This is a genomic window from Limnoglobus sp. (assembly GCF_059499385.1).
The window spans coordinates 13,866-36,127 of record NZ_JCABYM010000093.1 but is presented as its reverse complement, the minus strand read 5'-3'; the positions used below and the strand labels follow the sequence as shown (position 1 = coordinate 36,127).

15 protein-coding genes are annotated in these 22,262 nt (G+C 67.8%); 6 read left to right on the top strand and 9 right to left on the bottom strand.

What is annotated here, in order from left to right; genetic code table 11:
• Window positions 1–70: 70 nt before the first annotated feature.
• Window positions 71–979, bottom strand: a complete 909-nt coding sequence (locus tag AC5JJ2_RS16925; RefSeq protein WP_495859195.1) for a tyrosine recombinase — start codon at window positions 977–979, stop codon at window positions 71–73.
• 30 nt (window positions 980–1,009) lie between these two features.
• Entirely contained in the window at window positions 1,010–1,222 is a 213-nt protein-coding gene (locus tag AC5JJ2_RS16920) for a hypothetical protein (protein ID WP_495859194.1), read from the bottom strand.
• A 274-nt stretch (window positions 1,223–1,496) separates the two neighbouring features.
• Between AC5JJ2_RS16920 and AC5JJ2_RS16915 the strand changes: the two genes are divergently transcribed.
• The 5 genes from AC5JJ2_RS16915 to ruvX all read left to right on the top strand — a co-directional run bounded on the left by AC5JJ2_RS16915 (window position 1,497) and on the right by ruvX (window position 7,069).
• On the top strand, window positions 1,497–3,128 hold the full coding sequence (locus AC5JJ2_RS16915) for an MFS transporter (RefSeq protein WP_495859193.1): 1,632 nt from the start codon (window positions 1,497–1,499) through the stop codon (window positions 3,126–3,128).
• 241 nt (window positions 3,129–3,369) lie between these two features.
• Complete coding sequence (locus tag AC5JJ2_RS16910; RefSeq protein WP_495859192.1) at window positions 3,370–4,149, top strand: MBL fold metallo-hydrolase; 780 nt, start codon at window positions 3,370–3,372, stop codon at window positions 4,147–4,149.
• Window positions 4,150–4,164: 15 nt separating this feature from the next.
• Window positions 4,165–5,550 carry a UTP--glucose-1-phosphate uridylyltransferase gene (locus AC5JJ2_RS16905; RefSeq protein ID WP_495859191.1) on the top strand — a complete coding sequence of 462 codons (1,386 nt, stop codon included), beginning with the start codon at window positions 4,165–4,167 and terminating at the stop codon, window positions 5,548–5,550.
• A 17-nt stretch (window positions 5,551–5,567) separates the two neighbouring features.
• Window positions 5,568–6,644, top strand: coding sequence for a mannose-1-phosphate guanylyltransferase (locus AC5JJ2_RS16900; RefSeq protein ID WP_495859190.1), 1,077 nt, complete (start codon window positions 5,568–5,570; stop codon window positions 6,642–6,644).
• Window positions 6,641–7,069, top strand: coding sequence for a Holliday junction resolvase RuvX (gene ruvX / locus AC5JJ2_RS16895; RefSeq protein WP_495859189.1), 429 nt, complete (start codon window positions 6,641–6,643; stop codon window positions 7,067–7,069). The genes AC5JJ2_RS16900 and ruvX overlap by 4 nt, the downstream gene beginning before the upstream one ends.
• Here the strand turns inward: ruvX and AC5JJ2_RS16890 are convergent.
• From AC5JJ2_RS16890 to AC5JJ2_RS16880, 3 genes are read right to left on the bottom strand one after another with little or no spacing between them, the layout of a single operon-like run.
• A complete protein-coding gene (locus AC5JJ2_RS16890) occupies window positions 7,042–8,376 on the bottom strand; it encodes an MFS transporter (RefSeq protein ID WP_495859188.1) in 1,335 nt (444 codons plus the stop codon). The genes ruvX and AC5JJ2_RS16890 overlap by 28 nt on opposite strands.
• An 8-nt stretch (window positions 8,377–8,384) precedes the next feature.
• Entirely contained in the window at window positions 8,385–9,446 is a 1,062-nt protein-coding gene (locus tag AC5JJ2_RS16885; RefSeq protein ID WP_495859187.1) for a dipeptidase, read from the bottom strand.
• 12 nt (window positions 9,447–9,458) lie between these two features.
• Window positions 9,459–10,121, bottom strand: a complete 663-nt coding sequence (locus AC5JJ2_RS16880; protein WP_495859186.1) for an RraA family protein — start codon at window positions 10,119–10,121, stop codon at window positions 9,459–9,461.
• Between the two features lie 249 nt (window positions 10,122–10,370).
• On the opposite strand from AC5JJ2_RS16880, the gene AC5JJ2_RS16875 reads away from it, so the two are divergent.
• Window positions 10,371–11,552: an HD-GYP domain-containing protein gene (locus AC5JJ2_RS16875; protein ID WP_495859185.1), complete on the top strand. Its 1,182-nt coding sequence runs from the start codon at window positions 10,371–10,373 to the stop codon at window positions 11,550–11,552.
• 37 nt (window positions 11,553–11,589) lie between these two features.
• Here AC5JJ2_RS16875 and AC5JJ2_RS16870 read toward each other — a convergent pair whose 3' ends face one another.
• The 4 genes from AC5JJ2_RS16870 to pilM all read right to left on the bottom strand — a co-directional run bounded on the left by AC5JJ2_RS16870 (window position 11,590) and on the right by pilM (window position 22,253).
• Window positions 11,590–12,600: a hypothetical protein gene (locus tag AC5JJ2_RS16870; RefSeq protein ID WP_495859184.1), complete on the bottom strand. Its 1,011-nt coding sequence runs from the start codon at window positions 12,598–12,600 to the stop codon at window positions 11,590–11,592.
• Window positions 12,579–18,860 (bottom strand): secretin N-terminal domain-containing protein, encoded by a 6,282-nt coding sequence (locus AC5JJ2_RS16865; RefSeq protein ID WP_495859183.1) that lies wholly within the window; start codon window positions 18,858–18,860, stop codon window positions 12,579–12,581. The genes AC5JJ2_RS16870 and AC5JJ2_RS16865 overlap by 22 nt, the downstream gene beginning before the upstream one ends.
• A gap of 253 nt (window positions 18,861–19,113) precedes the next feature.
• Window positions 19,114–20,574 (bottom strand): hypothetical protein, encoded by a 1,461-nt coding sequence (locus AC5JJ2_RS16860; RefSeq protein WP_495859182.1) that lies wholly within the window; start codon window positions 20,572–20,574, stop codon window positions 19,114–19,116.
• A gap of 17 nt (window positions 20,575–20,591) precedes the next feature.
• Entirely contained in the window at window positions 20,592–22,253 is a 1,662-nt protein-coding gene (gene pilM, locus AC5JJ2_RS16855; protein ID WP_495859181.1) for a type IV pilus biogenesis protein PilM, read from the bottom strand.
• Window positions 22,254–22,262 lie beyond the last annotated feature (9 nt).

Genomic DNA, 22,262 nt, shown 5'->3' with positions numbered 1-22,262 from the left:
CGTTCCCCCTCACCCTAACCCTCTCCCCCGCAAAGCCGGGGGAGAGGGGACCAAACAAGAACCCCGACTCTTACTCCGCCCGCGGGTGCGCCTTCAGGTAGCTTTCCTGAAGCCGCTTGGTCGTGACGTGGGTGTACACTTGCGTCGTCGCCAGGCTCTTGTGGCCGAGCAACTCTTGCACGCCGCGGATGTCCGCGCCGGCGTCCAGCAGGTGCGTCGCGAAGCTGTGCCGCAGCGTGTGCGGGCTGGTCCGCGGGTCCAGGCCGGCGAGCGCGAGGTACTTTTCCAGCAACCGCCCGACGCTCCGCGTGGTCAACCGCCCGCCGGACTTGTTCAAGAACACCGCCGGACTCTCCTTGCCCACGCCCGCGAGCAGCCGCTGGCGTTCCGGCAACCAGACTTGAATCGAATGCTTCGCCTCGTCGCCCAGCAGGGCGATCCGCTCCTTCTTCCCCTTCCCGCGGACGACCATCACGCCGTCCTTCAGGTCGAGGTCGAGCAGGTTCAAGCCGACGACCTCGCTCACCCGCAGCCCGGCGGAGTAGAGCGCTTCGAGGATCGCCCGGTCCCGGCGGCCGTACACGAGGTTGCAACTCGGCGTCGCGAGCAGCTTCTGCATCTGTTCGACGGTCAGGAAGTGCGGCAGCTTCTTGTCCTGCCGCGGCGTCCGCAGCGACTCGCCGGGGTTCGTGGTCAGCGTCCCGTCCCGGCAGAGGAACTTGCCGAACGTCCGCGTCGCGGCCAGCCGCCGGGCGATGGTCGCCTTCGCGTACCCTTGTTCGTGCAGCCACGCCAGGAACGCCCGCAGCGTCCGCGTGTTCCAGTCGCGGGCGTCGAGGTTCGGTCTCTTCGTCAGTTCGCGGAGGAAGCCGAGCGTCTGGGACAGGTCTTCGCGGTACGACTTGACGGTCTGCGCGGACGAGTTCATCTCCAGCCCGAGGTGCTGTAGGAACTCGGCGAGTTTGGCTTCGAGGGTCAAGCGTCGTTCTCGGGAAGGCCCCCGCCGCCGCTAGAGGCGCGACGGCTGCTCGGTGGGTTCCTTCCCCTGTTGCCGTGCGCGGTCCGTCAGCACGGCGGCGTCGAACCAGTTGATCGGGGTCCGCGGGTCGGCCGCGGCGTGGCGAATGGTGTCGATCAACTCGGCCCGGCTGTCGTCGTCGTACACGTAGATGTACCGCTCGTCCCCCTTGAACAGTGCGAGCACGTTCAGTTCCTGGGTCACGGGCGGCTCCTCGCGTTCGAGTAACGACCACGTTTGATCGGCCGCGGCCGCGGCGGGAGATGAGTTGAAACCGGGCCGAATGTGTCGGGGGCGGGCGGCGGGGCCGGTTCCACCCGTCCGCCGGTCAAACCCGGCCCAGAGTGCCTGATTTCTCGGACCGGGAGAAGCGGACCCGTTGCTGAGTTTCGCTCTTTTTCCTAGACAGTGTGAAACTTTCGCGGATAGTATCCGTAACTCGCGGAAAACCTGCCGACCCCTCTCCCTTCGGAGCTGCATGACAATGACCCAAGACAAGCCGGACATGAAACTGTTCATGACATGTTTCATTGCCCTGATCGCCACCTCGTTCGGGTTCATCGTCCGCGTCGATCTGATGGACACCTGGGCCCGCGAGTTCAACCTCAGCGAAACCCAAAAAGGACAAATCTTCGGCGTCGGCCTCTGGCCGTTCGCCATCAGCATCGTGCTATTCAGCCTCATCATCGACAAGATCGGCTACCGGACGGCCCTGCTGATCGCCTTCATCTGCCACGCGGCGTACATGGCGATCGTGATCGCGGCCCCGACGCTGGCGAAGGGAGACAGCCAGAACGGGTACTGGGTGCTGTACATCGGCAGCTTCATCGGCGCGCTCGGCAACGGGACGGTCGAGGCCGTCATCAACCCGGTCGTCGCGACCATGTTCAGCAAGGACAAGACCAAGTGGCTGAACATCTTGCACGCCGGATGGCCGGGCGGGTTGGTCCTCGGCGGCATCCTCGCCCTGGCCCTCGGCGACGCCGGCGACTGGCGGATGAAGGTCGGCCTCGTCGGCATCCCGGTCGTGCTGTACGGCGTCCTCCTGTTCTCCTGCAAGTTCCCGATCAACGAGCGGGTCGCCGCCGGCGTGTCGTTCCGCGACATGTTGAAGGAAGTCGGGTTCTTCGGTGCGCTGCTCGTCAGCACGCTCATCGTGTTTGAAATCTCGAACGTGCTGGAGCAAGCCAAGTTGATCTTCGTGCCGGACGAGAAGACCGGCCTCAGTACATACGACTCGGTCGCTACGACACTCGGGGGCATCGACATCACGCAGAAGCTGGCGATCAAGTTCGGCGTGGCCGCGGCCATCAGCCTGCTGTTCGGCCTGTACACGATGTCGCTCGGCCGGTTCATCTTCGTGTTCCTGATGATCATCATGATGCCGCTGGCGATCACCGAACTCGGCACGGACAGTTGGATCACGGCCCTGGCCCAGCCGGAAATGGAACAGATGAAGCTGAAGGGGCCGTACCTGCTGATCTACACGTCACTCATCATGGCGATCCTGCGGTTCTGTGCCGGGCCGATCGTCCACAAGCTGTCCCCGCTCGGGTTGTTGGCGGTCAGCGCCGCGATTGCCGCCGTCGGCCTGTTCGCACTGTCGATGGCCACCGGCATCATGATTTTGGCCGCGGCCACGCTGTACGGTTTCGGCAAGACGTTCTTCTGGCCGACAATGCTCGGCGTGGTGGCCGAGCAGTTCCCGAAGGGCGGCGCGCTGACACTCAACGCCATCAGCGGCCTCGGCATGTTGGCCGTGGGCATCCTCGGCGCGCCGCTGCTCGGCAACGTCCAGGACAAGGAGGTGGACAAGTCGCTGTCCACAACCAACTCGGCCATCCACGCGAAGGTCGCGGGGGCGAAGAAGACCAGCCTCTTCGGCGAGTACCAACCGCTCGACGAGGAGAAGGTCAAGACGTTGTCCGAGGAGGAGAAGAAGACGATCACGGATACGCAGGCCGTTGCCAAGAAGAACGCGCTGAAAACGGTCGCGCTGTTCCCGATCGGGATGTTGGTGTGCTACGTCCTGCTGCTGCTCTACTACCAGTCAAAGGGCGGTTACAAGCCCGTCGATTTGGGAACCGGCCAGCCGGGGGCAGCCCACTAGAATTGGAGCCGCAAAAAGAGAACGGGCGGGAGTTCGCCTCCCGCCCGTTTCTGTTTGCTTCCGGGTCGCACGAAATGATTCCGATTCCACCAACCCGCCGCAAGCGTATGATGCCGTTGTCCTTGCGTCGTTCTCAAAAATGATTCCGGACTTTTGAAATGATTCCGGCGGAGGGTGGGGGTGTTTCCGTGGAATCATTTCGACGATACTGCCGGGCGTGGGCTTCCGCTATACTTTCCGGATGCCTCCGCACACGCTAATCGTACTCGGTTGCGGAACGTCCGTCGGCGTGCCGATGCTCGGCTGCGGGTGCGGCGTCTGCCGTTCCCCGCACCCCCGCAATCAGCGCACCCGGTCGTCCGTTCTGATCAAGTTCCCCGCCGGCAACCTACTCATCGACACGACGCCGGAGATGCGGTTGCAGCTGCTCCGCGAACGCATTCCGCTCGTCCACGCCGTCCTGTACACGCACTACCACGTCGATCACGTCTTCGGCCTGGACGACGTGCGCATCTTCCCGAAGTACCTCGGCGGCCCGCTGCCGATCTACTGCACGGAGGACGTGGAGGAGGTCATCCGCGCGGCGTTCTCGTATGCGTTCCACCCCGGCAACGACGACCTGCCGCCGGGCGTGCTGCCGAAGCTGGAGTTCCGTCGCATTACGACCGCCCCGTTCGACGTTCTCGGCGAGTCGGTAACACCGATCCCGCTCATCCACGGCCGGTTCGACGTGCTCGGCTTCCGAATTGGCGAAGTGGCGTACTGCACGGACGTGAGCAAAATCCCGGACGGGAGTTGGCCGCTGCTCGCCGGGCTGGACGTGCTGATCCTGGACGCGCTGAAGCCAGGCAAGCCGCACCCGTCGCACTTCAACCTGGAGCAGGCGCTCGAAGTCGTCGCGCGGGTGAAACCGAAGCAGACGTACCTGACGCACATGTCTCACGAGTTCGATTACGCGAACCCGCCGCCGCTCCCGCCGGGCGTGGCGCTGGCCCACGACGGCCTCACGGTCGAGTTTTAATAGGATGTCCCGAGCATGAGCGCCGTACCCGCCGACTTGCAGAATCAGCTCGAAACGCACGGACAGCAACACGTCCTCCGCGACTGGCCGACCCTCACCCCGACGCAACGGGCGAACCTCGTCGAACAACTGTCCGGGATCAACTTCGGCGAGTTGAAGCAACTCTTCGACAAGAAGGACCGGCCGCACGCGGTTCTGCCGCCGCGGGACCGTATCGCGCCGTTGCCGGTCGAGCCGCGGACGGACGCGGCCGTGCCGACCGGGGAAGCGGCGATCCGCCGCGGCGAGGTGGCCGTGCTGCTCGTCGCGGGCGGGCAGGGCAGTCGGCTCGGGTCCGACCGGCCGAAGGGCGTCTACCCGGTCGGCCCGGTGAGCGGGGCGAGCCTGTTCCAGATTCACGCCGAGAAGGTGCTGGCCCTCCGCCGCCGGCACGCCGCCCGCGTGCCGTTCCTGGTGATGACCAGCCCGGCCACGCACGGCGAGACGCAACCGTACTTCGAGCAGCACAACTACTTCGGGCTGCCGAAGGCGGACGTGCATTTCTTCCAGCAAGGCACGATGCCGGCGCTCGACCTCCATACGGGGAAGTTGCTGCTCGAAGCGCCGGGCCAACTGTTCCTCAGCCCGAACGGGCACGGCGGCACGCTGACCGCCCTCGCCGACAGCGGCCTCCTCGCGAAGCTGAAGGCCGACGGCGTGAAGCACGTCTTCTACTTCCAGGTCGATAACCCATTGGTGCGGGTCGCGGACCCGGCGTTCGTCGGCCGGCACATCGAGACGGACGCCGAGGTGTCGTCGAAGGTCGTCTTCAAGGAACAGCCCGAAGAGAAAGTCGGCGTGCTGAGCCTCGTGAACGGCCGGTGCGCGATCATCGAATACTCGGACATGCCCGCGGAAATGTCGAAGGAGCGGACGCCGGCCGGCGAACTCGCGTTCCGCGCCGGCAGCCCGGCCATCCACCTGTTCAGCGTGCCGTTCCTCGAACGGGTCACGAGCGGCGACACGCGGCTGGCGTACCACATCGCGAAGAAGAAGGTCGCGTGCCTCGACGAGAACGGCCAACCGGTCACGCCGACGAAGGAGAACGCGCTCAAGTTCGAGCTGTTCGTGTTCGACGCGCTGCCGCTCGCGGACCGGTGGCTGGCGATGGCCGTCGAGCGGGAGGACGAGTTCGCCCCGCTGAAGAACGCGACCGGGGCCGACTCCCCGGAAACCGTCCGCAAACTGCTCGTCGGACGGGCCGCGCGGTGGCTGGAGGCGGCCGGCGTCGCCGTCCCGCGCGAGAACGGCGAGCCGAAATACCCCCTCGAAATCAGCCCCCTGTTCGCACTCGACGAGGCCGAGTGCAAGGCGAAACTCCCTGCGAATTTCAACGTCAGCGGCCCGGTGACGTTGTCTTGACCTGAAAGGATTTCACGATGTTTCACGCGATGATTATGGCGGGCGGCGGCGGGACGCGGTTCTGGCCGCGGAGCCGAAACGCCCGCCCGAAGCAGTTCCTCAGCTTCGCCGGGGACCGCACGCTTTTGCAATCCACGGCCGACCGCATTGGGGCGGTCATCCCGCCGGAGCGGACGTGGGTGCTGACCGGCGCGGCGTACACGGCCGAGTCGGCGCAGCAACTCCCCGACGTGCCGAAGGACCACGTCGTCGGCGAGCCGTGCCGCCGCGACACGGCCCCGTGCGTCGGCCTCGGCGCGGCGCTCGTCGCGCGAAAAGACCCGGACGCGACGATGATCGTCATGCCCGCCGACCACCTCATCGAGCCGCAGGCGGAGTTTCATCGAGCGGTACTCGCGGCCGAGCAGTTCGCCAACGAGTTCCCGGACGCGCTGTTCACGTTCGGCATCCCGCCGACGTTCCCGTCCACCGGGTACGGCTACATCCACCGCGGCGAGCCGGCCGGGGAGCGGAACGGGGTGAAGCTGTCCCGCGTCCGCGAGTTCAAGGAGAAGCCGACGGCCGAGGTCGCGCAGCAGTTCGTTGCCAGCGGCAACTACGAGTGGAACAGCGGCATCTTCGTCTGGAAGGCGAAGACGATCCTCGGCCAACTGAAGGCGAGCCGGCCGGACATCCACGACGCCTGCGTGCGGATCGCGGCCGCGTGGGACGCGCCGGGCCGCGACGAGGTGTTCCGCAAGGAGTACGAGGCGATCAAGGGCACGAGCATCGACTACGCGGTGATGGAGAAGGCCCCGGTGCGGATGGTCCTGCGTGCGCCCTACCACTGGGACGACGTGGGGAGCTGGCTAGCGCTCGAGCGGCACAACCCGCAGGACGCCGGCGGCAACACGGTGCAGGGCCGACACCTCGGCATCGAAACGAAGGGCTGCGTCATCGCGGCGGAACCCGGCCACCTGATCGCGACGCTCGGCGTGTCGGACCTCGTCATCATTCAGGTCGGCGACGCGACGCTCGTGGCCCGCAAGCAGGACGAGGGCCGAGTGAAGGAGATCGTGGACAAGCTCAAGAACGGCGGGGAGCAGTACCTGTGACGTTCCCGCCGAAGGGCCGGTTGCTCGGCGTCGATTACGGTTCCGTCCGGGTGGGGCTCGCCGTCTGCGACCCGGACCGCATTCTCGCGTCGCCGCACGACACCTACACCCGCCAACAGCCGGTGGCCGACGCGGAGTACTTTCAGCAGCTGGTGAAGGCGGAACAGATCGTCGGCCTGGTGGTCGGCCTGCCGATCAGCCTGAACGACACCGAGGGGCCGAAGGCGAAGGAAACTCGCGAGTTCGCGACATGGCTGGGGGGGGTGACGGGGCTGCCGGTCGATTTCGTGGACGAGCGGTTCACGTCGAGCGTCGCGGAGGACTCGCTCATCGCGGCCGGCGTGCGGCGGGACAAGCGGAGGGGCAAGCGCGACCGGATCGCGGCCGTACTCATCCTTCAATCGTTCCTCGACTCCGGCCGGTGATCGTCGAGCGTCCGCCCGGCGTTCAGCAGGAACCCGGCGACGGACGCGACGGCGAAGCACCCGGCGCAGACGAAGAACGCGGCGTTCCACCCGAACCGGTCCTTCACGACCGTCAGCACGATCGGCGACGCGAACGCGCCGAGGTTGCCGAACATGTTCCCCCAGCCGAGCGCGGCCCCGACGTTCTTGCCGCCCACGTCCTGCGCGAACGCCCAGATCGACGGGTTGCCGAGGTCCACCATGAACGCCATCGCGCCCAGAACGAAAATCGCATTCCACGCCGAATCCATTTGCGGCACGAGGCAGCACAGGACGACGCACACGGCCTTCGCGGCGCAAACCGGGATCGACCGGCCCCACCTCGGGCCGAACCTCTTGTGCAGGGCGTCCGTCACGAACCCGCCGAGCAGCATCCCGCCGCAGCCGATGAACAGCGCGGTCGATTGCATCGCGCCGATTTCTTTGAGCGGCGTGCCGAACGACTCATTCAAGTACGTCGGCAGCAGCGTCACGAGCGGGGCCCAGCTCACGTTCACGGCGAACTGCACGAGGGCGAACAGGAACATGTTCCGGCTTTGAACGAGGACCGCGAGTTGTTCGAGGATCGGCCGGCGCGGTTTCGGGGCGGACGTGTACGATTCGTGCCCCGGCGGGTGGTTGCGAACGATGAACCAGAACCCGGCCGCGACGAGTAGGCCGCACGCGCCGAAGAATACGAACACGCCCCGCCAGTTCAGCACCTCGGTTTCGGTGTACTCGACGCCGCCTTCCGTCACGGTTTTCGTGTGTTCCACGGTCCAGCCGGGCGGCCCCCACCCGACGAGGGCCAGGGCGAGGATCGCGGTAATGAACGGGGCGACCGCGCCGCCGAGTCGCCCGCCGAGGGACACGAAGCTGCTGAACCGGCCCCGCTCCGTGGGCATCGCCCAGTTCTTCACCAACCCCGCCGCCGCGGGGTACGCCCCGGCTTCCGCGATTCCCAAGAGGAGGCGGACGATCAACAAACTGAGGAAGCCTTGCACGAACCCGGTCAGCGCCGTCACCAGCGACCAAGCCGCGATGCAGCCTGTCAGCACTACTCGTTGGCCGAACCGGTCGGCGAGCGACCCGGCCGGGAGTTGGCAGACGGCGTAAGCGAGGAAGAAGGCGCCAAGAATCCACGCCTTGTCGTTGCCGTCGAAGTTCAAATCTTTCTGAATCCGGTCCGCCAGCGTCGAGAGGCAGACGCGGTCGATGTACATCCAGAGCGCGGCCATCGACGTGATGCCGACGATCACGTACCGGTGCGGGGTGGCGGGTTGTGACATGTGTGCGTTTAGGCGGGTAGGACTTCGCTGAAGAACCGGACCCAGTTGCCGTGCATGATCCCTTGCACGTCGGCCGACGAGTAGCCGCGGCGGGTGAGGATGTCGGGAATTTTTTGCAGGTCGTAGATCGTGTTCAGGTCGGCCGGGGTCTGCTCGTTGCCGTACCCGCCGTCGAGGTCGCTGCCGATGCCGACCTGCCGGGCGTTGCCGGCGAGCTGGCACATGTGGTCGATGTTGTCCACCGCCCGCTCGATGGTCACTTCCGGCCTCGTCACGCCGCGGACCCAGCCGGGCTGGAGCATGATCGCGTCGAACGCGATTCCCACGACCCCGCCGCGGGAGAAGACCCACTTCAGTTGGTCGTCGCTGAATTGCCGCTGCCAGTCGCAGAACTTGCGGGCGTTCTGGTGGCTCGCCAGCACCCGGCCGCCGAACCGCTCCGTCACCTGCCAAAACGCGTTGTCCGAGAGGTGCGTCATGTCGAGCGCCATGCCGAGTTGCTCGATGTTCTTAAGCAGCGGGATCGCGTCGAGCGCGAGGCCGACCTCACTCCGCGTGCCGCCGCCGTATCGGTTCGGGCCGTAGTGCGTGATGCCGATGGCCCGCAGGCCGTGGTCGAACCACTCGCGGATGTTTTCCGGGTTCAACACGCCGTCGCCGCACTCCATGCTCAGGACGTAGCCGAACGGCGTCTTGTCCGGGTTCTTGTCGTAAGCCTCCAGGTGGGCGTGCAGTTCCTTCCGCGTGCGGATCATCGTCATCCATCCGCTCCGCTCCATCGCCCGGTAGTACGCGAGGTGGGCGTGGCACATCGCGTAGCATGCCTCGGGGGACGTCTTGCCGAGCGGGTGGTTCACGTCCTTTTCCAGCCGCGCGAGCAGCGTGGCGACGCCGACGCCGACCTCGGCCCGCTTCAGTTCCGGCATGCTCAGGGTGTTCGTCTGCCGGCCCTTGTCCGTCATGTTCAGAACCTTCTCCTGAACGCGGATGTCGTCCACGGCCATCCGCAGGTCGCGGTTCCAATCGACGCCGTTCAGCCCGAGGTCGAGGTGCGAGTCGAAGATCAACATGTCACCGCCCCCTTAAAGCACGCCGTACTTCGCGAACGCGTCCGTCGCCAACATCCCGGCCCGGATCGCGTCGCGGACCTGGTTCTCGGCGTTCACCTTCTCCCACGCCGCCCGCACGACCTCGGCTTCCACCGCCCGCGGCACGACGACGACGCCGTCCCGGTCCGCGATCACCAAGTCGCCGGGGTTGAACGTCACGCCGTCGATCTCTACCGGCACGTCAACGTCGATGACCCGCTGGCGGTCCTTGCTGTCGTAGATGATCGTTCCGCGGGCATACACCGGGAACCCCATCTCGGCCATTTGTCGCACGTCGCGGACGGCCCCGTCCACGATCACGCCGACGCAGCCGGTGTTGCGGGCGGCCGTGCTGAGCAGTTCGCCCCAGATGCCGGACCGTATTGACCCGCCCGCGGCGGCGATCAGCACGTCGTCCGGCCGGCAGGAATCGACGGCCTTCAGTTCCAGCTCGTAGGGCTTCGGATCGACGTGGGCCATGTCCGCCCAGAGCGTCGTCTTGCACCGGCCGACGAGGACGCCGGGCACGGTCAGTTGGCGGAAGGAAACGCGCGGCGACTGGTTCGGGAACCCGGCGGCATCGAGGGCGTCGCAGACGACGGCGCTGGTGAAACGCTCCCGCATCATCGCGAGGGTGATCGGCTGGTCGTCGGGCATGCGTAACTCGAAACGTGCGGGCGAACCGCGGGGGTAGGATTCCGATAGCGTACCGGTTTCGAGTCGGCGATGAAACGGTTTCTTCCACATTCCGCTCGGATCAGAACCCGCGACGACGTGAAGGGACGGATTTCAGGAAATTGCCTGTGGGGGCCGTAGCATTCGTTCGCCCCGCGATGCTATACTCTCCCTCAGATCGTCTTCACGGATGTTGTGCCCGACGCCTGTGACTTCTCCGACGACACACCCATGACAACGAACGAACGAAAAGGTCTGGTCCCCGACACCCCCGTCCCGTTGATCCGCGACCCGTGGGTCGTGCTGGAGTCGCTGCTCGTCCAGCTAGGCGACACCGGGACTACGAACCAAGCCGTTGTCGCGGCCGTCGAGGCGGCCCGCACCGCCGTCGCGGCGGACGTGGCTTACTGGTACTCGAAGGCCGGCAACAAAGTCTCCGGGATGACGGCCAAGCGGAACTTCACCACGGACCAGGCCGCGACCCTGGCGAAGCAACTGCTGGGCCGCCTGCCGGCCGGGGCGGAAACCCTCCGGTGGGTGAACCCGGAGGCGACGAAAACCGAGGGCCAGCCGGACATGGCGGTTATCGCGTGCGACCCCCGGACCCAGGGGTGCATCGTCGTCCTGAGCTTCAACCCGGACCGGCGGTTCGACGACGGCGACACGAAGGCCGTGCGGATGGCGCTCAAGATGCTCCTCGCCCAGCGGGCGCAGGCGCAGGTGAGCACGAAGACCCTTCTTAATGGCTTGCTCCACTGCCTGACCACGATCATCGACGCGAAGGACCCGTACACGGCCGGGCACAGCGAGCGGGTGGCCCGGATCGCGGTGCTGCTCGTCAAGCAGATGGGCCTGCCGACGACGACGGAAGGGGACATCTACCTCGCCGGGTTGCTGCACGACGTGGGGAAGATCGGCCTGCGGGACGAAATCCTGCAACGCCCAGGCCGGCTGACGCACGACGAGATGGAGGAGGTCCGCCGCCACCCGGTCATCGGCGAGCGGATCGTCGCGAGCATTCGGCCGTTCGACAAGCTGAAGCCGGCCGTGCGGCACCACCACGAGCACTTCTCCGGCCGCGGCTACCCGGACGGGCTGGTCGGGGAGGCGATCCCGCTCATCGCCCGCATCCTGGCCGTGGCCGATGCGTGCGACGCGATGATGTCGCCGCGGCGGTACCGGTCGGCCCGGTCGCCCTACGAGATCGACGCCGTGTTCGGTGCCGAGGCCGGCGTGCAGTTCGACCCGCAGGTCGTGCGGGCGTTCATGGCCGTGCGGCACGAAATCTACCCGCCGATCTACCAGAAGGGGATCGGCGAGTCGGCGTTCCACGCGATCGAGTCGATCGTGGACAACATGACGGACAGCTCGATGATTAGCCTGCCGCCGATCAAGGACGGGCGTGTGAAGTAACAAAGGCCGCCCGAACGGGGCGGCCTTCTTCTTCTCGTCAGTTCCGGGGGATCACGGTCCGCTGAAACTCGCCGGCCGGCTGCGTCAGCGGCGGGTTCGTCTGGAACGGCGGCAGCGGCGTTCCTACCACGTTCGCCGGTGGTTGTGGCCCCGCCGTGGGCAGGATCCCCACGGCCCCTTGTTGCTGCAGGAATACCGGCATCCCGCCCACACTCGGTTGCGGCTGTCCGGCGGGCGGCGTCCCGACGTTCGGCCAAGCCGCCGCGGGAGCCTGATGGTTCACGGGAACGATCTGCCCGATGTTCGGCACGCCCTGGTTGTTCACCGGAACTATCGGGTTCGCGACCGCCGGGAACGGCTGCCCAGTCCCCGTGACGGTCCGGGCCGCCGGGTTCGCCTGGGCCTGCTGCAACAGCGCCTTCGGGTCCGGGACGGCCATCTGGGCGAGCGTCTGCCGCGACTGAGACACGTTCACCTGCGGGCCGCTCGTGAACAGGTCGAGTGTGACCGTCGATTGCGACGCGAACAGCGGCGGCGCGGCGGGCTGGTCGTACCGGGCCTGGATCAAAAGACGGTTCACGTCCGCCCATTCCTCCGGCCACGGTAGGAAGATGGCCAGGCTCTTACCGAACCGGTCGTCGTTCACGACCATCCGCTTGAGCGTGTCGGCGTCGAAGTGCCACACGTTAGGCTGCTTCGGCGGCATCCCGGCCGGCCGCGGCGTGGCGTCGTTCGCCACGATCGTCAGCGACCCGGCGATCTCCGCCGCGGCCAGCTTCTCGGTGTACAGGAACGCCTGCCCGACGATGCCGGGACTCATCGCCCCGTTCCGCGTCGGGTCCGGGAGGTGGCCGAGCTTTGTCTGCCACGCCGTCGCGAACTCTGTCGCCGGGGCGGCCTTCGGCCCGACCGCCAGTACCGACTGCGGCAGCGCGTCCTTGATCGTCTCGTTCAGCTTCTGCGTCGTGAGCGGCTTCGTCGTCATGCAACCGGCGGCCGGCCCGAGCGCGACGGCCGCGAGCAGGATCAGTTTCCGAAAACGGACCATGGCTTGACCCCTTCCGTGGGTTGCGAGGGCGTGTCGAGCGGCGACGCCGTCCGGGCGGCCGGCTTCGGGGTTTCCTTCTTCTTCGGCTCGGCCGGGGCCGCGAACATCGCGCTCACGGCGCTCGTCGAGAGCGGCCGCGGCTGCACGAGTGCCCCCTGCGGCTGCGGCCGCCAGTTCGCCGGCACGAGTTGCTGCGGGACGACCACCCCCTGCGGGTACGCCGCCGTGCCGGGGTAGACGGTGTTCACCGGCGGGTTCGCCTGACTCATCGGCGGGTTGACCGCCCCACCGTCCGGGACCACGCCGCCGGGCAGGGACTGCGGGTACGGCTCGGGGTTCACCCCGTTCGGCCCGACGATCGCCCCGTCCGGCACGACGCCGGCCGGTAGCGACGGCTGGCAACCGGGCAGGGCGTACGCTTGCGTCGGCAGCCCGAACGTCGGGGCCGCATCCGGAGCATAAGGGTTCCGGCCGCTCAGCACGTCCGCCCCGTAGCTGTGGATGTTCTGCACCTCCGGCAGGCACCAGTGCATCTTGCGGGCTTCCTCCGCCCCGACGCGGGCGCGGTCGGCCTCCGACCGCAGGATGTGCGGCGTGACGATGAAGATGATCTCCCGCCGCTCCTGCGCCTGCGTCCGGTAGCGGAACGCAGCCCCCAGGTACGGCACGTCGCCGAGGATCGGAATCTTGTTCTCGGCCCGGTTGTCCCGGCGGGTGATGAGGCCGCCGAGGATGATCGTCTCCCCGTCGGACGCCAGCACCGTCGTCTGCACCGTCTGCGTGTCGAACGCCGTGGCCGTCTGCCCGTTGCCGAGCGCGATGAGCGTCGGCGACGGGTTCGTGATCTGCGGCTCGACCCGCATCAGCACCTTGCCGTCCGGGTTGATCCGCGGCGTCACCCGCAGCGTGATCCCGATCGGGATGTAGTCCACACCCTGCAACTGCCCGGTGACCGTCTGCGACACGCCGGTCGGGATCGGGAAGTTCTGGCCGACCTGGAAGAACCCGGTCTGGTTGTCCGTGAGGCTCAGCTGCGGGTAGCTGAGCACGTCCACCCGGCTCTGGGCCTTGAGCGCCCGGATGAGCAGGCTGAACGTGTCGCTGGCGGCGGAGAACACGAACCCGCCGATGCCGGTGGACCCGGACCGGCCGACGCCGAGGTTGCCAAGGCCCTGGAACCCGACCGTCCCCTGGCCGGCCGTCGTCGTGTTCGGCAGCGCGGCCGTCGTGTTGAAGTTGAAGCCGGGCGTACCGGGGCCGGTCGTCGTCTGGCTCCGGGCGAAGAGCACCGGGCTTTGCAGCCCGAACTCCACGCCGAACTCCTGCGTGTTCCGCAGTTGCACTTCCGCGATCAGCACCTGGACGAACACCTGCTGCGGCGGCGCGTCCACCTTCTCGATCAGGCTCACGACCTCGTAGAAGTATTCCGGGTTGGCCGCGATCAAGAGCGTCTGCGAGACCGGCTCCTCCTGGATGAACACCTGCCGCTGGATCTGCTGGAACGCCCCGGCGAACTGGAGGTTCGTTTCGAGCTGGACCTTCTGCTGGAGGAACGTCAACACGGCCGTCCGCACGTCGGCCGCGGCCGCGTTGCGGAGCTTGTACACCTTCGTCATCAGTTGCGGGGCGGCGGTGTCCTCCAACCGGGCGATGATCGCGCGGATGGTCTCCAGGTCGCTCTGCCCGCCGGCGACGATGATGCTGTTCGTCCGGTTGTCCACGGACAGCCGGAGGTCGAGCAGCGTCGCCCCCTCGGACACGTCGCCGGTCAGCGTGAGCAGCGGCCGATTCGTCTGGTTCGTCTGGTTCGCCCCGCCGCCGAGTAACTGGTTCAGCCCGCCGCCGAACTGCCCGCCGGTGGCGCGGGCGGAGCTGAACAGGTTCGTCAGCAGCGTGGCCGTCGTGTTCGCGTCGGCCTTCTTCAGCGTGAACACCTTCACGTCCGCCTTCGCCGCGGACGGCACGTCGAGTTCCTCGAGCAGCTTCTCGATGAGCCGCATCGTCTTCTCCGGCGCGGAGATGACGATGCCGTTGATCCGCGTGTCCGGCGTGATGTGAACGTCCACCAGTAAGCTGGACTCGGTGATCTTGCCGTCCTGCGAGCTGAAGAACTGGAGCGAGGTCGTCTTCGTGGTGACGCCGACGCCGGCCCCGGTCTGGCCGCCGACGCCGCCGAGCCGGTTCGCGCCGCCGAGCTGGTTCGCCCCGCCGAACTGCTGGCCGAACTGCCCGCCGCCGCCGAGTTGGTTGAGGCCGCCGCCCGCCGCCCCGCCGGTCGCGAACGGCGACACGCCGGCCCCGCCGCCCGCCCCCTGGCCGACGGTGGATGCCGTCGCCGAGGCGGCCGGGTTCACGACGCCGCTGGTCAACGACGTGAGCAGGACGTTCGCCACGTCGTCCGCGTAGGCGTACTTCAGCTTGAAGACGCGGAGTTCGTTCTTGGACGAGTTCTCGGCCGTCTCGATCTTCTGGATGAAGTCCTCGATGTCCTTCATGTCGGCCTGCCCGGCCTGCACGAAGAGCTGGTTCGAGTTGGCGTCGAACGTGATGCGGATTTGGTTCGTCGCCGCCGTCTCGTTGCCGTACCGCTGGTTGAAGAACGTCTGGAGTTGGGACGCCACGTACTGGGCCGACCCGCGCTTCAACTGGTACGTCTTGAACGAGAACGTGTTCGGCACGTCGAACCGCTCGATCTCCTTGAGGATCGAGTCCATCCGCGACTTCGGCGTCGCGACGATGATCGAGTTCTGCCGGGGCAGTGGGAGCATGAAGAGCGAGCCGACGGTGACGGCCTGCTGGTTCTGCTGCTGGCCGCCGAACCCGCCGAACAGCCCGCCGAAGAGTCCGCCGGGCCGCTGCTGGTTCGCCCCCTGCACGAGCGTGGTCGTGCCGATGCCGATGTTGACCCGCGAGAAGATGGTGTTGAGTAGGTTCACCAGGCTCGTGGCGTCCTGGTGCTTCAGCGGCACGATCCGCAGTTCGACCTCGCTGCCGGGAACCTGCTGGCGGATGAACTCGATCAGCCGGAGCAACTTCTCCATGTCCTCCTGGTTGCGGGTGCGGAGGACGAGGAGGCCGGTCTCGGGCAGCACCTCGGCCGTGACCGTGCCGGACGGCGCGGCGACGATCGCCGGCGGCGTCGGCTGGCCTGGGGCCGGCGGCTGGTTCGCCTTCGGCGGCTGTCCGCCGGGTTGCGGCGGCGGTTGCTGCGGGTTGACGGCCGGTACCGTCGCCTGGATTTGGCGAAGGTCCGGGTCGGGCGTGGGCTTCCTCGTGTCGTTATCTAGTTCGGGGTCGTAGATGGTCGAGAGGCCGGAAGGGACGTCCGTGTCCCGGTATTCAAAAAAATCGCGCCCTCCACCACCGTCGCCCGGACTTCTATCGTCCGATCTCTGGTTGCGGCCCCCCCGGCCGCCCCCGCGGTTGCCCCCACCGGTCCCCCGGTTGCCGCCCCCGCCGCCGGGCGTGAACCCGCCGAACCCGCGGTTGCCGCCCCCGCCGAACGGCGTGCCGCCGCCGAACCCCCGGTTCCCGCCGCCGAACCCGCCGAACGGCGTGCCGCCGCCGCCGAAGTTGCCCCCGCCGAACGGGGAGCCGCCGCCGAACCCGCCGCCGGTGCGGCCCATGCCGCCGGTCGGCGTCGTCGGCCGGGTCGTACCGGTCATCGCGTCGATGGCCTGCTGCACGAGCGTCGGGTCGATGCCGTCGAGCTTCACCACTTGGACCACGTCCGTCGAATCCTTCGCGGCGTCGTCGAGGGTGAACACCAACTTCTCGACATCCTTGTAGATCGCCTCGTTACAGTTCAGGACGATGCTGTTCGTCGTCGAGTCGGTCCCGACGGTCAATTGCGCGACCTGCTGTTGGTTCTGTTGTCCGCCGCCGCCACCGGGGAACGGGAACGGGAACGCCGCGAACTGCGCCCCGCGGCCGCCCCCGCCGCGGTTGGTGGTCATGAGGTTCGCGTACACGTCCTTGATCGTGATGGCGACCGTCTCCGCGTTCTGATGCGCGAGCGGGATCACCCACGTCTTCATCGCACTCGTCGAGTCCTGGTCCGGGTAGCTGTCGATGGCCTTCTCGAGCAGCTTGCGGATCGTGAGCAGGTCGAGCGGCGACGCCTTCACGACGACGAGCGAGTTGCTCTGCTTCTCGGCGACGACGCGGATGCGGTTGGCCGACGGGTTCGCCGGGGCCGACGCGCCGATGCCCGCGAACTGGCCGAGGAACTGCAACGGGTTGAACCCGCCGCCGCCCCGACCGCCACCCGGGCCGCCCTGTTGCTGCTGTTGCGGGCCGTTGAACACCTCGGTGATGACCTTCGCGGCTTCCTCGGCGCTGGCGTTCTTGAGGCGGATCACGTCGAACCGCGACTCGTCCACGACCTTGCCCTGGCTGATGATGAGCCGGGCCAGCTGCGCCGCCGTCTCGACCGCGACCGGGTCGTCGCCGGTGATGGAAATCTTGTTCCCGATCACCAGGATGCGGACCGGCTTGGCGTTCGGGTCGGCCTTCGGCTGGTTCGGCTGGGCCGGGGCCGACGGGTCCACGATCTGCGCCCGCACGTACTCCGGGCCTTGCAGCGGGAACGCCCGGCTCTTCTTCTCCTGCGGGGGCGGGGCCGTTTTCGGCGCGGGGGCCGGCATCGGAGTGGCAGGCTTCGACAGGTCCACGCCGCCAAGTTCGACCGGCTTGCCCATCTTCTGGAGCGTGTCGGCCAGCAGCTCCGCCACCGTCGCGGCGCTCGCGCCGTCCACCTGGATCGCGCGGAAGTTCCCGCCGACACCCGTGCCGCCCGTGCCACCCGAGGGCGGATCAACGGCCAACTTCGCCGCCTTCACTTCCGCGATTTGGGTCGCGTTGCCTTTGACGAGCAGGGCCGGCGTGGGGTCCGACCGCGAGTCGATGATCGGCCCGCTGCCGGTCGTGTCCGGCATCAGCCGTTTGATCGCATCGGCCAACTCCTTCGGGTCCTTCCCGGACGTGATTTCGATGACCTCGGTGGTCGTACTCGGCTTCGACCCCTCGGTGTTCACGTTGATCTTCAGCGCGATGTCGAAGTGGTCCGACGCCGGGGCGAGGACCATGATCTCGTCCTTGCCCGGCACGGCGGCGATGCGGACGAGCTTCGAGTTCCCGTAGGTTTCGTTCAGCACGCGGGCGAGGGTGTCGGCCGTCTTTGGCGGGACGCCATAAATCTTGAGCGTCTGCTCGCCGGGCTGGTACTCCTTCATCCCCGGCCGGGCGATGTCGAGTTCCTTGAGCAACTTCTCGGCCGTCGCCAGCTTGTCGGCCGGGCCGGTAATCATGATCGTGTTCGTCTTCTCCTGCACCGTGACGTTCACCGTGCGGAACCGGCTGCTGACCGTCCGGTTGTCGCGGCTGCTCGGGGGCGGGGTAAACCCGCCGCCGGGCGTGAACCCGCCGCCGGGCGTGAACCCGCCGAACGGCGACGGCGTCGGCGAGGTCGCCGACACCGACGTGGAACTGTCCGTCAGCAGTTTCGTGAGGTTCTCGGCCGCCTCGGACGCGCGGATGTACTTGCACTGGTACGTCAGCGAGTCGCCGTGCGCCTCGTCCTGCCGCTTGATGTCCTTGATGAGCGTGTCGATCGTCCCGGCCGTGTCGGTCATCAGCAACTGGTTCGCGCCGATCGCCTTCACGTCGCCGAACTGCCCCTTCCGCGTCTTCACTTGGTCCAGGATTTCCTCGGCGTTCAGCGTCTTCAGTTGAATCGCGACCTGTACCACCTCGGTCTTGGCCTTCTTCTTCAACTCGTCCACGGTGATCCGCGGGATGTACGCGTCCGGAATCTTCTCGTCCGCCGGGCAGACGGTGAACGTCGTCGAGTCGATGCGGAGGAGGATGAACTTCTGGAGCGCGAGCGACCGGTTGAGCAGGTCCACGACCTCGGAGATGGTGTACTTCTTGCCGGGGTCGGTCTTGATCGTGACGCTGCCGGTCGGCTTCGCCGTGGCGATCATCACGAGGCCGCTCTCGGTGGCGAACCAGTCGAGCACCTGGTCCCACGGCTTCGAGTTGAAGTTCAAGGAGACGGTCTTTTCCGGGACCTCGGGCTTCGCCTCCGGGGCCGGGGCCGGGGCCTTCGCCGGGTCGGCCGCCTTCATCGGCACGGGTTGCTTCGGCTCTTCCGCGAGCGCGAGCGGCGCGGCGAGGCCGGAGGCCAGGACGACGGGCAGCCAGCGGCGGAGTTTCCAAACCGGGACGCGGCCGACCGCCTGCGGGACGTGCAGACTCATAGGTTCCCCCAACGTATCCCACGGTGCGGCGTCCTGCCCCTGGCGGCCCGCGTCCCCCGACACGACCCGCCGTCCGCGACCCATGGATTCGATTCGCGGGTTTATCCTAAGCCTACCCGGTCCGCAACCAGGAATGTGCGGCCCGCGGGAATTTTTAATCAGAATGAACCGGCCGTGAGTTTCCCGCCCTCGCCGGGGAACGCAAGCGGGGCAAGCCCTCCGGCTTGCCCCGCTTGCGGCGTCGGGTGGAACCTCAGTTCTCCGCGTCGCGGGGCTTCGGGGCCAGCTCCGCGCCGGCCGCCTGCTTCGGCGACAGCTTGCGGATCAGCTCCCGGCCCTCGGACTCGCTCAGCGGTGTGATCGCTTTGAGCGTCTGGCCCAGCTTCCAGACGAACACCGACTCGGTGACGGCCGGCGGCTTGGCGGGCTTGTTCGCGCCGACGACGCCGACCGCGGCGGCCACGGCGACCTGCTCGGCCCCGAGCTTCGCCGGCGGGGCGGGGCGGTCCTTCCCGGCCGCCTTCTTCGGGTCGGCCGGCTTATCCTCGGTCGTCTTTTCGATCAAGACGAGGCCGTCCTCGTGGACGCCGAGGAACCGGAACGTGCGGGCCGTGGCCGTGTCGTCCTCGCCGATGGTGAACTCGCCGGCGCTCTTCAGCGGCTGCCAACTCGAGTCCTTGATCGCCTCGCGGTCTTTCACCCACTTCTCGCCGACGCGGAACTTCTTGCTGACCTGGAATTCGGTGTACCCGTCCCCGTCGCGGAGGCGGAGTTCGTACATGGTGTTGTACGCCTGGTTCCAGATCGTCGCCTCCTGGATGCCGGTCGCCCCGGTCGTCAGCGAGTTAAACCGAATGAACGGGCTGATGTCCTCCTTCGGCCGCCCTTCGGGACCGAACGGGTTGACGGGTTTCGGGGCCTCGGCCTTCCGTTCCGGCGGGGGCAGCGGGCCGTGGAACACGTCGCGGCCTTCGAGCAGGGCGTAGTCGCGGCCGAGCTTCGATGCATCGGTCGCGAGCACCTGGACGAACTGCTGCGGCTTCACCACGCGGCTCGTCTCCGGCATGTTCAGCACGGCGTGGTACGCCCCGCCGCCGCCGACGGCGGCGACGGACAGCGGCACGGCCGTCAGCGTCCGCCGCTGCTCCGCGCCGTCGAGGATGATCGCCTCCGTGTGGAACGTCACCTCCAGGTCCTGCCGGTCGGCCCCGCGGCGGGCGATGCCGCCGGACGAGCCTTCCTTCTCCACCCGCTTGATGTCCAAGTGTGTGATCTGGTGGAGCAGGTTCAGGTCGTAGTACGCCTTCAGCACCTTCGTCAGGATCGGCAGGTCCACCTTCGTCATCCGGATGTCGTACCCGATCCGCTGGTACGCCGGCTTCTTCGGGGCGATGTCCGGGATGCTGCGAACGTCGCCGGCGACCTTCGGGACGATCGTGTACCCGGCCGGGACGCCGGACGACCGGAGGATGTACCCGAGGGCGGCCTCGTACTCCCGCTTCGCCACGTCCGGGTCGGCCGGGAGGCTCCGCTTCTTCACGGTCTCGACCCGCTTCAGGTCGCGCATGACCTTGACGAGCTGCTCCTGCTTCTCGTGCCGGTCGTCTTCCAACTTCGCCTGGTCCCGCTTGTGCTTCTGGAGCGGCTGGTACACGAGCGTGTACGCGGCCAACCCCAGGCCGAAGAGGCCGAGGACGCCGAGGAACTGAACCATTCGCTTTTCGCGGGTTGTCACGGGGCGTTCCCTCCGTCCGGGCCGAAGCCACCGGGCAAGCCGAGCGGGTTGGGGTCGGGGGCGGCCGCGGGCTTCTCCGGCTCGACCTCCGGCTTGGGGAGCGTCACCCGCAGCCGGGAGGTGTACTCCTCCGGCGAACGGCGGGAGATGTTCGCGTCGATGAAGAACTGCTGCACGGGCGACCGGGCCGACCCGCCGGGCAGGAGCGGGCCGATGGTGGACCGGACGCCGCTGTAGTACCGGGACTCGCGGGCCAGCGCCCGGACCAGTTCCTCGGGCAGCGTGCCGTTGTCCGCCGCGATGGTCAGCCGCATCTTCGCGACCGGCGGGGACGCGGTCAACCGCGAGCCGGTCGGGGCGGCGGGCTTCTGCTTGTCCTTACTCACCGGCGGGGGCAGGGCGCTCACGACGTAGGACATGAGCTTCATCTTGCTGATGTCCGGGAAGAGGACGGCGAGGTCGTACTTCTCGTCGAGCCACGGGATGCCGCGCTTGTCGAATTCCTCCGCCGCGGCGAGCCGCTTCACGTCCGGCTCGCGGAGCTTCAGGTCGGACTCGAGGCTTTGCACCTGCGCCTGGAGGTTCGCCGTCTTCGCGGCCGCACTTTGCAGGAGGGCGTAGCTGCGGAACGCGAGGCCCGCGAGCGTGAGGAGGCCGAGCAGTGCCCCCACGACGATGCGGTTGCGGTTCGGGTTGACCTCGGCCCGCGGCTGCCGCGGCTGGACGAAGTTGATCGGCGTCGGGCCGACGCGGGATTGTCCGGCGAGCAGGCCGACGACGCCGGCGAACCGCGACCGCTGCTTCGGCGGCACGCGGTCCGCGACCGGCGTGCCGGCGAGCGGGTCGAACGGGTAGACGGGCACGGGCAACGTCGCGCCGAGCCGGCCGGACCACCCGCCGAGGCCGGTTTCGCCCTCCGCGAGGTAGATCGCCTGGATCGAGTCGCCGAGCGACTGGGCGGAATACACCGACAGGTTCCGGCGGAGTTCGGCGACGAGGGTGGCCTCGTTCGTCATCGCCATCGGCGAGACGTGTCGGGAGAACCGGACCGCGCCGTTCTTGATGACCGAGAACTCCCCGGACGAGTCGTTGAGGGTCACGACGGCGACGGCCGCGTCCACGGCGTCCGGGACGGGGACCGCGCCGGTCGCGACCGCCCGGCCGGCGGCGGCGGTCGTCGCGAACGGCCGCGGCGTCACGGCCGCCAGCTTCAACCCGGCCGCGTCGCACGCCGCCTTCACGGCGTTGAACACGTCCTTGTTCACGAACGCGACGAGCGACCGCCGCTCGCCGCCGGCGTCGCTGCCGAGCGGCATGTAGTCGAGGACGCCGTCGTCCGGCGACTCGGTCAGCTCCTTCATCGCCTGGAACCGGACGACGGCCGGCTCGTCCTGCGGCGGGGACGGCGGGTGCTTGATTTCCTTCAGGATGATCCGGTCGCGGCCGACGGCGAACAGGACCGGGGCCGGCGCGACGCCGGCCTCCTTGAGCAGCTCGGCGAGCCGCCGGCCGAGCGGCGCGGCGGTCGCGGGCGACAGCGGCGGGGCGGTCTCCGGCCACGCGAACGCCTGTTCGACGTGGGCGGTCCCGCCGCGGACGCTGCCGGCCGCCACGGTCAGGCCGTGGCCGTCGGCGTCGATGGCGAGGTAACGGGGCAAGGGGTGTCT

Bases quoted from the DNA above. Each gene is read 5' to 3' on its own strand.
- AC5JJ2_RS16915 (WP_495859193.1), top strand. From the start codon at position 1,497: ATGACAATGACCCAAGACAAGCCGGACATGAAACTGTTCATGACATGT.
- AC5JJ2_RS16910 (WP_495859192.1), top strand. From the start codon at position 3,370: ATGCCTCCGCACACGCTAATCGTACTCGGTTGCGGAACGTCCGTCGGC.
- AC5JJ2_RS16905 (WP_495859191.1), top strand. From the start codon at position 4,165: ATGAGCGCCGTACCCGCCGACTTGCAGAATCAGCTCGAAACGCACGGA.
- AC5JJ2_RS16900 (WP_495859190.1), top strand. From the start codon at position 5,568: ATGTTTCACGCGATGATTATGGCGGGCGGCGGCGGGACGCGGTTCTGG.
- AC5JJ2_RS16890 (WP_495859188.1), bottom strand. From the start codon at position 8,376: ATGTCACAACCCGCCACCCCGCACCGGTACGTGATCGTCGGCATCACG.
- AC5JJ2_RS16885 (WP_495859187.1), bottom strand. From the start codon at position 9,446: ATGTTGATCTTCGACTCGCACCTCGACCTCGGGCTGAACGGCGTCGAT.
- AC5JJ2_RS16880 (WP_495859186.1), bottom strand. From the start codon at position 10,121: ATGCCCGACGACCAGCCGATCACCCTCGCGATGATGCGGGAGCGTTTC.
- AC5JJ2_RS16875 (WP_495859185.1), top strand. From the start codon at position 10,371: ATGACAACGAACGAACGAAAAGGTCTGGTCCCCGACACCCCCGTCCCG.
- AC5JJ2_RS16870 (WP_495859184.1), bottom strand. From the start codon at position 12,600: ATGGTCCGTTTTCGGAAACTGATCCTGCTCGCGGCCGTCGCGCTCGGG.
- AC5JJ2_RS16865 (WP_495859183.1), bottom strand. From the start codon at position 18,860: ATGAGTCTGCACGTCCCGCAGGCGGTCGGCCGCGTCCCGGTTTGGAAA.
- AC5JJ2_RS16860 (WP_495859182.1), bottom strand. From the start codon at position 20,574: ATGGTTCAGTTCCTCGGCGTCCTCGGCCTCTTCGGCCTGGGGTTGGCC.